At 73.5% G+C, this 9750-nt stretch carries 9 protein-coding genes; 7 read left to right on the forward strand and 2 right to left on the reverse strand.

Annotated features, from left to right (window positions below; all coding sequences use genetic code 11):
- Window positions 1–8 precede the first annotated feature (8 nt).
- The 6 genes from ribH (at window position 9) to P3T41_RS33410 (ending at window position 4840) form a co-directional block, all read left to right on the forward strand.
- The gene (gene ribH, locus P3T41_RS33385) at window positions 9–482 is read left to right on the forward strand and encodes a 6,7-dimethyl-8-ribityllumazine synthase (RefSeq protein WP_280694367.1); all 474 of its coding nucleotides are present in this window, start codon (window positions 9–11) and stop codon (window positions 480–482) included.
- Between the two features lie 92 nt (window positions 483–574).
- Window positions 575–847, forward strand: coding sequence for a phosphoribosyl-ATP diphosphatase (locus tag P3T41_RS33390; RefSeq protein WP_145910455.1), 273 nt, complete (start codon window positions 575–577; stop codon window positions 845–847).
- A 57-nt stretch (window positions 848–904) separates the two neighbouring features.
- Entirely contained in the window at window positions 905–1759 is an 855-nt protein-coding gene (hisG, locus tag P3T41_RS33395) for an ATP phosphoribosyltransferase (RefSeq protein ID WP_280694369.1), read from the forward strand.
- A gap of 26 nt (window positions 1760–1785) precedes the next feature.
- Entirely contained in the window at window positions 1786–2253 is a 468-nt protein-coding gene (locus tag P3T41_RS33400; RefSeq protein WP_280694370.1) for a PH domain-containing protein, read from the forward strand.
- A 224-nt stretch (window positions 2254–2477) separates the two neighbouring features.
- Complete coding sequence (locus P3T41_RS33405) at window positions 2478–3803, forward strand: hemolysin family protein (protein ID WP_280694371.1); 1326 nt, start codon at window positions 2478–2480, stop codon at window positions 3801–3803.
- Window positions 3800–4840, forward strand: coding sequence for a hemolysin family protein (locus P3T41_RS33410; RefSeq protein ID WP_280694372.1), 1041 nt, complete (start codon window positions 3800–3802; stop codon window positions 4838–4840). Before P3T41_RS33405 ends, P3T41_RS33410 begins: the two co-directional genes overlap by 4 nt.
- Window positions 4841–5068: 228 nt before the next feature.
- On the opposite strand, the gene P3T41_RS33415 is transcribed toward P3T41_RS33410, so the two are convergent.
- Window positions 5069–7123 carry an AAA family ATPase gene (locus P3T41_RS33415; RefSeq protein ID WP_280694375.1) on the reverse strand — a complete coding sequence of 685 codons (2055 nt, stop codon included), beginning with the start codon at window positions 7121–7123 and terminating at the stop codon, window positions 5069–5071.
- A 479-nt stretch (window positions 7124–7602) separates the two neighbouring features.
- A complete protein-coding gene (locus P3T41_RS33420) occupies window positions 7603–8229 on the reverse strand; it encodes a hypothetical protein (RefSeq protein ID WP_280694373.1) in 627 nt (208 codons plus the stop codon).
- Between the two features lie 218 nt (window positions 8230–8447).
- On the opposite strand from P3T41_RS33420, the gene P3T41_RS33425 reads away from it, so the two are divergent.
- The gene (locus P3T41_RS33425) at window positions 8448–9611 is read left to right on the forward strand and encodes an acyl-CoA dehydrogenase family protein (protein ID WP_280694374.1); all 1164 of its coding nucleotides are present in this window, start codon (window positions 8448–8450) and stop codon (window positions 9609–9611) included.
- Window positions 9612–9750: the final 139 nt, after the last annotated feature.

A 9750-nucleotide genomic window follows, 5' to 3' on the forward strand; every position in this document is an offset into this window, starting at 1 on the left:
AACCGAACGTGAGCGGCCACGGAGCACCCGAGCTGACCGTCGAGAACGCCCAGGACCTGAAGGTCGCGGTGATCGCCGCCCAGTGGCACACCCAGGTGATGGACGGGCTGCTGGCCGGCGCCCAGCGCGCCCTGAAGGAGCTCGGCATCGCCGAGCCCACCGTCATCCGGGTGCCCGGCACCTTCGAACTGCCGGTCGCCGCCAAGCGTCTGGCCGAGCGCGGCTACGACGCGGTGGTCGCCCTCGGCGTGGTGATCCGCGGTGGCACCCCGCACTTCGACTACGTCTGCGAAGCGGCCACCCTCGGACTGACCCAGGTCAGCGTGGACACCGGCGTGCCGGTCGGGTTCGGCGTGCTGACCTGCGACAACGAGGAGCAGGCGATCGACCGGGCGGGCCTGCCCGGCTCGGCCGAGGACAAGGGCCACGAGGCGGTCACCGCGGCGGTGGCCACCGCCGCCACGCTGCGCGCGCTGGGCTGAGCGGCGCTGCTCGGGGGAGCGTCCCAGAACGGTGTCCACCGTCCGGGACGCTTCCCACCGGCCGCGCGATACCACGTATGGTGAGTCCCATCATGGCTTCCAAGACATTCGAGGAGCTCTTCGCCGAGCTCCAGCAGAAGGCCGCCACCGGCGACCCCGCGTCCTCCCGCACCGCCCAGCTCGTCGAGCAGGGCGTCCATGCCATCGGCAAGAAGGTGGTCGAGGAAGCCGCCGAGGTCTGGATGGCCGCGGAGTTCCAGACCAAGGAGCAGACCGCCGAGGAGATCTCGCAGCTGCTGTACCACCTTCAGGTGATGATGGTCGCCCGCGGCCTGACGCTCGACGACGTCTACGCCTACCTCTGACCCACCCGCACGTACCTCCTGTCACCGCACCGCTCCCACGCGAAGGATCTTCCCCTCATGCTGCGCATCGCCCTCCCCAACAAGGGTTCGCTCTCGGGTCCCGCGGCGGAGATGCTCCATGAGGCCGGGTACCGCCAGCGCAAGGACCCCAAGGAACTGGTCCTGGTCGACCCCGAGAACCAGGTGGAGTTCTTCTTCCTGCGCCCGCGCGACATCGCGGTCTACGTCGGTTCGGGGCGCCTCGACATCGGCATCACCGGCCGTGACCTGCTGCTGGACTCCGCTGCCGGCGCCGAGGAGGTCCTCGCGCTCGGCTTCGGCGGCTCGACCTTCCGGTTCGCCGGTCCGGCCGGTCCGGCCGAATCGCCCAAGGACGTGCTGGGTCTGCAGGGCCTGCGGATCGCCACCTCCTACACCGGTCTGGTCGAGCAGCACCTGGCCGAGCACGGCGTCACCGCGACCGTGACCAAGCTGGACGGCGCGGTGGAGACCGCGGTGCAGCTGGGTGTGGCCGACGTGATCGCCGACGTGGTGGAGACCGGCACCAGCCTGCGCAACGCCGGTCTGGAGGTCTTCGGCGAGCCGATCCTGGTCTCGGACGCCGTGGTGATCCGGCCCAAGGGCGCCGGCGATGACGCGGGGGTCGAGCAGTTCATGCGTCGGCTGCAGGGCGTCCTGGTGGCCCGCCGCTACGTGCTGATGGACTACGACATCCGGGCCGAGAAGGTCAACGAGGCGGTCGCGCTGACCCCCGGTCTGGAGTCGCCGACCGTCTCGCCGCTGCACACCGAAGGCTGGGTGGCGGTCCGCTCGATGGTGCTCCGCAAGGAGGCCCAGCGGATCATGGACGACCTGTGGAGCATCGGCGCCCGTGGCGTCCTGGTGACCAACATCCACGCCTGCCGCCTCTGATGAGCGCCTCCGGGAGTACCGCCGCCGTGCCTGCCGCCGCCACCGAACTGCCCGCCCTGCCGCTCAGCTGGGCGCCGCGCCGCAACCGCCTGGTGCTGCTGCCGGCCAGCGCGCTGCTGGTCGTGGTGTTCGTCGGCATGGCGCTGCTGCTCCCGGCCAGCTGGCAGCTGAACGACCGGATCCTGCTCACCATGCTGGGCCTGATCTTCGCCGGGGTGGGCCTGATGCTGGCCCGCCCCCGGGTGGACGCGGACGCGGACGGGGTGACCGTGGTCAACTTCGTCCGCACCCGGCGGCTGCAGTGGGCCGAGATCGTCCGGGTGAACCTCCGGCAGGGCGACCCGTGGGTGACCCTGGACCTGGCCGACGGGACCTTGCTGGCCGCCGTCGGCATCCAGCCCGGCGGCGGGCACGAGCAGGCGGTGCGGGCCGCCCGTGGTCTGCGCGACCTGGCCGAGGCGCACGGTGCGGCGGCCGAGCCGGCCGGCGCCTGAGCCCGGCCGAAGCCGGTCCGGACAGGTCCGGGGCATCCGAGGAACAGCTGTGCGGCCCCCTGCCAATGCATCGAACAGGTATCGTCTAACCTGGTAAAGACAGGGCAAAACGCCGCCCTGGCCCTGGGCCCGCGACCTTTGGAGTGACTCCCTCCCTCGATGGACGATCCGTCCGGTAGTACCCCCGCCGTCTGGCTCCCCGAGCTTCGAGAGCGGGCGGCGCTGTGACCACCGCCTGGCTCCTGCTGCTCGGCGCGTTCCTGCTGATCATCGCCAACGGCCTCTTCGTCGCCGCCGAGTTCTCCTTCGTGACCGTGGACCGCGGCGCGGTGCAGCGGGCCGCGCAGGCCGGCGACCGCCGCGCGGCGGGTCTGCACAAGGCGCTGCGTCGCCTCTCCTTCGAACTCTCCGGCGCCCAGCTCGGCATCACCGTCACCTCGCTGGTGGTCGGCATGCTCGCCGAGCCGGCCCTCTCCACGCTGCTCGGACCGGTGTTCACCGGGCTCGGCGTGCCGTCGGGCGCCGCCACCGGGCTCGCCGTCGTGGTGGGCATGCTGGCCGCCACCGTGCTGCAGATGGTGATCGGCGAGCTGGTCCCGAAGAACTGGGCGATCTCCCGCCCGCTCCAGGTGGCCCGCGCCGTCGCCGCGCCGCAGCGCGCCTTCTCGGCCGCCTGTCGGCCGCTGATCGCGGCGCTCAACGGCTGCGCCAACCGCCTGGTACGGGCGCTCGGGCTGGAGCCGATGGACGAGCTGGCGCACGCCCGCACCCCCGGTGAACTGGCCTTCCTGGCCCAACACTCGGCCAAGGCGGGCGCGCTGGAGCCGGACGCGGCGCTGCTCTTCGTGCGCACCCTGGGCCTGGCCGAGCTGACCGCCGAGAGCGTGATGACGCCCCGGGTCGACGTCGCCGCGCTGCAGCAGGACGCCACCGCGGCCGACGTGGTCAACCTGACCCGGGCCACCGGCTTCTCGCGCTTCCCGGTCTACCAGGACAGCCTGGACGAGGTCACCGGGACGATCACCCTCAAGGACGCGCTCGCGGTGCCGGCCGAGCACCGCGCCGAGGCGCGGATCGCCGAGCTGGCCGGGCCCCCGCTGCTGGTGCCCGAGACGCTGCCGGCCGAGCGGCTGCTCGAACAGCTGCGCCACCGCCAGCCGATGGCGATCGTGATCGACGAGTACGGCGGCACGGCCGGCGTGGTCACCCTGGAGGACATCGTCGAGGAGATCGTCGGCGAGGTGCGCGACGAGCACGACCCGGGCACCATCCCCGAACTGCTCGCCGTCCCACCGGTGGCCGGGCAGCCGACCTGGCTGGCGGACGGCAGGGCCCGGCTCGACCAGCTGGCCGGGATAGGGCTGAACGCCCCGCACGGCCCGTACGAGACGCTGGCCGGGCTGCTGGCCGACCTGCTCGGCAAGATCCCGGCCCCCGGTGACCAGGTGTCGCTGCCCGGCTGGGAGTTGACCGTGCAGGCGGTGGACCGCCACCGCACCAGCCGGGTGCGGGTCGTCCGGCTGCCCGAGTCCGGGGAGGAGGGGCGATGATCTTCCTCCAGCTCTTCGCCGCGGTGCTGCTGCTGCTCGGCAACGCCTACTTCGTCGGCGCCGAGTTCGCGGTGATCTCGGTGCGCCGCAGCCAGGTCGAGCCGCTGGCCGAGGCCGGCGACCGGCGGGCCCGGCAGGTGCTGCACGGGCTCGGCAACGTCTCGGCGCTGCTGGCAGCCGCCCAACTGGGCATCACGGTCTGCTCGCTGCTGCTCGGCGCGCTCGCCGAGCCGACCATCGCCCACCTGCTGGAGGGGCCGTTCCAGGCCGTCGGCATCCCGGCGGGGCTGGTCCACCTGGTCTCCTACGCGCTGGCGCTGGCCCTGGTGGTCTTCCTGCACATGGTGATCGGCGAGATGGTGCCGAAGAACGTGGCACTCGCCTCGCCGGAGCGGGCCGCGCTCTGGCTCGGTCCGCCGCTGGTCCGCCTCGCCCGGCTGCTGGCGCCCGGGATCCGCTTCCTGAACGCCTTCGCCAACCGGGTGCTGCGGCTCTTCAAGGTCGAGCCCAAGGACGAGCTGGAGTCGGTCTTCACCGCCGAGCAACTGCTCTGGATCCTCGGCGAGTCGCGGGCCGCCGGGCTGCTCGCGGCCGGCGACCAGGAGCGTCTGGAGGACGCCCTGGAGCTGGGCCACCGCCCGGTCCGCGAGGTGCTGCTGCCGTTCGACCAGCTGGTCACCGTCGACCCCACGGTGACCGCGCGCCAGCTGGAGCAGCAGGCGCTGGCCACCGGCTTCTCCCGCTTCCCGGTGGTCGACGCGGACCGGGAGATCCTCGGGTACCTGCACCTCAAGGACATCCTGGAGATGGAGGACCTGGACACCCCCGTCCCGGTCCGCCTCTGGCGCGCGGTCACCGTGGTCGGCGAGCTGCTCCCGCTGGACGACGCCCTCACCGCGATGCGCCGCGCCGCCGCCCACGTCGCGGCGGTGACGAGCACGACGGGGGAGGCGCTGGGGCTGGTCACGCTGGAGGACGTGCTGGAGGAGCTGGTGGGGGAGATGCACGACCCGGACCACCGGCACGTGGCGGCCTGATCCCGGTCCGGCGATCGGCGGCTGGGACAGGGCCGCGCGCCCGGCAAGATCCGTAAGAGAGGCCCTAGGGCCTGTACGGCGGATCTTTCCGGGCCCGCGACGCCGGGCATCCCGGCTGGACGCACGCCCGAATCGCCCAAGTACGTCCAGTACGAGGACGACTCGGGCGCACGCCCAGCCGGGCGCCCAACGCCGCGGGCTCATCCGAAAAGATCCGCCGTACAGGCCCTAGTTCCGGCCGTCGATCAGTTCGCCGTAGGCCTGGACCAGGTCGGGGAGCCGGAGGGTGGCCAGGTCCTCGCGGGTCGGCAGTTCGCGGGAGAGCGAGAGCCGCAGGTCGCGGTAGGCGCAGGACTTCTCGTACAGGGTGCGGATGAACCGGCCGTTGCCCAGCTCGTCGATCCAGCCCTCGCCGACCACGTGGGCGCAGATGCTGGCCAGCTCGTCCGCCGCGTCCTCGTCCCAGCCGTCGCCGTCCCGGGCGGCCAGCGCGCTGCCGATCGCGGTCAGTTCGGCGGGGCGGTAGCTGGGGAAGTCCACCCGGGTGGTGAAGCGGGAGTTGAGGCCGGGGTTGGCGGCCAGCAGCCGGTTCATCCCCTCGGGGTAGCCGGCCAGGATCACCACCAGCCGGTCCCGGTTGTCCTCGGCCCGCTTGAGCAGCACCTGCAGTGCCTCGTCGCCGTAGGCATCGCCCTTGCTGTAGCCGGAGTTGGCCAGGCTGTACGCCTCGTCGATGAAGAGCACGCCGTCCAGCGCCGAGTCGATCAGCTCGTTCGCCTTGACGGCGGTCTGCCCGAGGAACTCGCCGACCAGGTCGGCTCGTTGCGCCTCCACGAGGTGATCGCCGGAGAGCAGCCCGAGGGCGTGGAAGACCTGGCCGAGGATCCGCGCCACGGTGGTCTTGCCGGTGCCGGACGGGCCGGAGAAGACGAAGTGCCGCTTGGGCGGCTGGACCGGCAGGCCCTGTTCGGCGCGCAGACCGGCCATCCGCAACTGCGCGGAGAGCGCCCGGACCTGCCGCTTCACCGGGTCCAGCCCGACCATCCGCTCCAGCGCCGCGAGCGCCTCGTCGAGCCGCTGCTGCCCGCTCGCCTGCGGCTCCGGGACGCCGGGCGTGGGGTCGGCGCCCGCACTGGCCACGGCGGCCGGGGCCGGGTCGGCGGCGGTCTCCGAGAGGGCCTCCTGCGCCGCTTCCAGTCCGCCGGGCCCGCTGCCCGGCCCGGCCGGCGAGCCCTCGCCCGAGCGCTCGGCCACCGGCGAGCGGCCGACCACCTGGAGCGGCCCGGTGTCCGGCTGGTCCGAGTAGCCGCCCTCGTCGGCGAACCTGCCCTCGTCGGGGAACCCGGCCTCGTCCGCGAAGGCGCTCTCCTCGAAGGCCGTCGCCTCGAACGCCGGCTCTTCGAACGCCGTCTCCTCGAAACCCGCCTCGCCGTACGCCGACTCCAGCACGCCGCCGATCCCGGCCACCGCACCGAGTCCGGCGATCAGGTCCAGCGCGGCGCCGTCCGAGCCGGGCATGTCCTCGGCGAGCCCGTCGCCCGCGCCGAAGGCGGGCAGCTCCTCCAGCAGTCCGAGCCCGTCCTCGGCGGCGATCGCGGCCAGCCGCGCGGCGGTGTCCATGAAGGCGGGGTCGGCCCGGTGCACCGCGCGGTAGAGCGGCAGCGCGGCCGCGCTGCGCCCGGCGCCCTCGTAGGCCCGGGCGAGCCAGTAGCGCAGCTCCTTGCGCTGCGGCTGCTCGGAGCGGCAGCGGGCCAACGAGGCGGCCAGCGGGGCCTGCGCCTGGGCGCACATGTCGAGCCGCACCCGGGCCATCCCGCCGAACAGTCCGGCCTCGATGCCGAGCAGCGCGTCGTCGAGTAACTGGTCGGTGTCCCGGATCAGTTGCTCCCAGTCCTTGAGCAGGTAGGAGCGGCAGGCGTGCAGGAAGCGGACCGACGGGTCCTGTGCGGCGGGCGGGCACTGGGCCATCGCGCGGTCCAGCTCGGTCAGGTGCCGGCCGTCCAGCCAGTGCGAGGCGTGCGCGAGCGACAGGTCGCGCTCGTCCTCCAGGACCGGCTGCACCCACCAGCCCAGCCAGTACCAGGAGCTGAGCGGCCGGGCGTGGCGCCGGCGCTGCTCGCCGAAACGTTTCTTGTGGCGGTACATGGACAGCAGCGCGCCCGAGGTGTCGCAGCGCAGCGCGTGCAGGCCGAGCCAGGCGTCCGCCATGCCGGGGTCGAGCCGGACGGCGGTGCGGAACTCCTCCTCGGCGCGGGCGTAGGCGCCGGCCGTGTAGGCGTCCATCGCCCGCAGCCAGGCCCGGTCGGCGGGCCCGTGCGGCCTGCCGGTGCTGCCGGAGTTCTCAACAGTGGTCACTCACGCCCCCCGTGGTGTGCACCGAGGCCCGGTCAATGGCGGGACAGCGCCGTGCACCCGGGACGCTTCTGCGCCTGTGCGGAATCGTACCCGTGTGGCGCTGATCCGGAAGAGTGTGGCGCAGGTCCAAATCATTGGTGTGCGTTGACCGTTGGTGTGCTGACGGTCGCCGCGAGGGCCTGCTGGCACGATTCCCGGGCAGACCCGTGGGGAAACGGCCTCGAAGGGAAACCGCGCGCGGGCGGCCGGGCGGAAATCGGGAAGTCGGCCGGAAAGCAGAACGGCACCTCCGGCTCACGGGGGAACGAGTCGGAGGTGCCGCGTCTAGTTGCGGGGTCAACAACCCCGCTGGACGAGAACTTAGTTCAAATCCGTACAGCTGGTCAAGCGGCCGCTTAGCCCACTGGTCAGAGCTGGTCAAGTCGGATCGAGCGACCGCTCAGCCCGCCGGCCGGCGCTCCCAGCGGCGGCGGCAGCAGCTCGCCGGTCCGCCCGTCCACCCGCACGCCCGCGTACGGCCGGCTGGGGTCGGCCGCGAAGTGCGCCGCCTCGGCCGCCGTCCAGCGCTCCCAGAAGGCGGCCAGCTCCGGCCCGTCCCGCCGCAGGCCGCGGGCTCGCGCGTCGGCGGCCGGCAGCTCCATCCAGACCAGCTCCGCCAGCGCGGGCCGCACCGCCCGCCGGCCGGCACCCACCCCCTCCAGCAGCACCACGGGAGCGGCCGGCACCTCGCGCGCCCCTTGGAAGCGCCGGGCGACCCAGTCGTATGCCTCGAAGCGCGCCGGTTCACCCTGGGCCAGCGGCCGCAGCACCCACTCGCTCAGCCGCCCGGTCCAGTCGAAGAAGTCCTGATGGGTGGCCAGGTCGTCCAGGTGCACCACCGGCGCCCCGCCGAGTGCCGTGGCCAGCCGGCCCGCGAAGGTGGTCTTGCCGCTGCCCGCGTACCCGTCCACCGCGACCAGCCGCACCTCGCCGCAGGACGGCGGCAGGGCGCGCAGCCGCGCGGCGAGTTCGGCCAAGCCCTCCGGGTGCTCCATGGGCGCCACTGTACGGTCCCTGACCTGGCCTTTGGACCGGAGCAGCCCGGGTGCCGGCGATCGGCGGGCGGTCGTGACGGGAGGCGCTCGATCAGGCATACTCGCTTCGCCAGGCGTGTGAACGCCCGTTCACTGCGACCCGGTGGCGGACGCGCACCCCTGTTCTGCCCTGCGCCCACCGGAGACCCCGGGGCCCGACCGAGGAGGCGACCACCCTCATGAACGCCGCACCCCCCAAGCCCGTGGAGCGTCAGCTGCCCAGCGACGAGGCCCGCGAACTGCTCGCCCTCACCCGTGACCTGGTGCACCGCGAACTGCTGCCCCGGGCCGCCGCGGACGAGGCGGCCGGCCGCTTCCCACGCGACGTCTTCCGGACCCTGGGCGAGGCGGGCCTGCTGTCGCTGCCCTATCCGGAGGCGGTGGGCGGCGGCGAGCAGCCCTACGAGGTCTACCTCCAGGTGCTGGAGGAGCTGGCGGCCGGCTGGCTGGCGGTCGGGCTCGGCGTCAGCGTGCACACCCTCTCCTGCCACGCGCTGGCCACCTTCGGCAGCCCCGAGCAGCGCGAGCGCTGGCTGCCCGGGATGCTCGGCGGCGAGCAGCTCGGCGGGTACTGCCTCTCCGAGCCGCAGTCCGGTTCGGACGCCGCCGCCCTGCGCACCCGGGCCGACCGAGAGGGCGACCACTACGTGGTGCGCGGCACCAAGGCCTGGATCACCCACGGCGGCCGGGCCGACTTCTACAGCGCGATCGTGCGCACCGGTGAGGACGGCCCGCGCGGCATAAGCTGCCTGCTCGTCCCGGGCGACGCCGAGCAGCTGTCGGCCGCGCCGCCGGAGCACAAGATGGGCATGAACAGCTCGCCCACCGCCCAACTGCACTTCGACGGGGTCAAGGTGGCCGCCGAGCGGCTGATCGGCGAGGAGGGCCAGGGCTTCCAGATCGCGCTCGCCGCGCTGGACTCGGGCCGGCTCGGCATCGCGGCCTGCGCGATCGGGGTGGCCCAGGCGGCACTGGACCTGGCGGTGGAGTACGCGGGCAACCGGCAGCAGTTCGGCCGCCCGATCGCCGACTTCCAGGGGCTGTCGTTCATGCTCGCCGACATGGCCACCCAGATCGAGGCCGGGCGCGCGCTCTACCTGACCGCCGCCCGCCGCCGTGACGAGGGCCTGGCGTTCGCCAAGCAGGCGGCGATGGCCAAGCTCTTCTGCACGGACACGGCGATGCGGGTGACCACCGACGCGGTCCAGGTGCTCGGCGGCTACGGCTACACCCAGGACTTCCCGGCCGAGCGCTTCATGCGCGAGGCGAAGGTGCTGCAGATCGTCGAGGGCACCAACCAGATCCAGCGCCTGGTGATCGGCCGTCACCTGACCAAGGGCTGAACCGAGTTGACGTGCGGCGGGGCCGGGGGGGGGGGGGGGGGGGCGCCCCCCCCCCCCCCGGGGGGGGGGGGCGGGGGGCCCCGCCCCCCCGGGGGGGGGGGGGCGGCGGGGCCCCCGGGGGGGGGCGCGGAGGGGCGGG

The organism is Kitasatospora sp. GAS204B (assembly GCF_029892155.1).
Classification (GTDB): Bacteria; Actinomycetota; Actinomycetes; order Streptomycetales; family Streptomycetaceae; genus Kitasatospora.

Coding starts and splice junctions, on each gene's coding strand:
- P3T41_RS33420 (WP_280694373.1), bottom strand. CDS start 8,229: ATGGAGCACCCGGAGGGCTTGGCCGAACTCGCCGCGCGGCTGCGCGCC.
- P3T41_RS33390 (WP_145910455.1), top strand. CDS start 575: ATGGCTTCCAAGACATTCGAGGAGCTCTTCGCCGAGCTCCAGCAGAAG.
- P3T41_RS33425 (WP_280694374.1), top strand. CDS start 8,448: ATGAACGCCGCACCCCCCAAGCCCGTGGAGCGTCAGCTGCCCAGCGAC.
- hisG (WP_280694369.1), top strand. CDS start 905: ATGCTGCGCATCGCCCTCCCCAACAAGGGTTCGCTCTCGGGTCCCGCG.
- P3T41_RS33410 (WP_280694372.1), top strand. CDS start 3,800: ATGATCTTCCTCCAGCTCTTCGCCGCGGTGCTGCTGCTGCTCGGCAAC.
- P3T41_RS33415 (WP_280694375.1), bottom strand. CDS start 7,123: ATGGACGCCTACACGGCCGGCGCCTACGCCCGCGCCGAGGAGGAGTTC.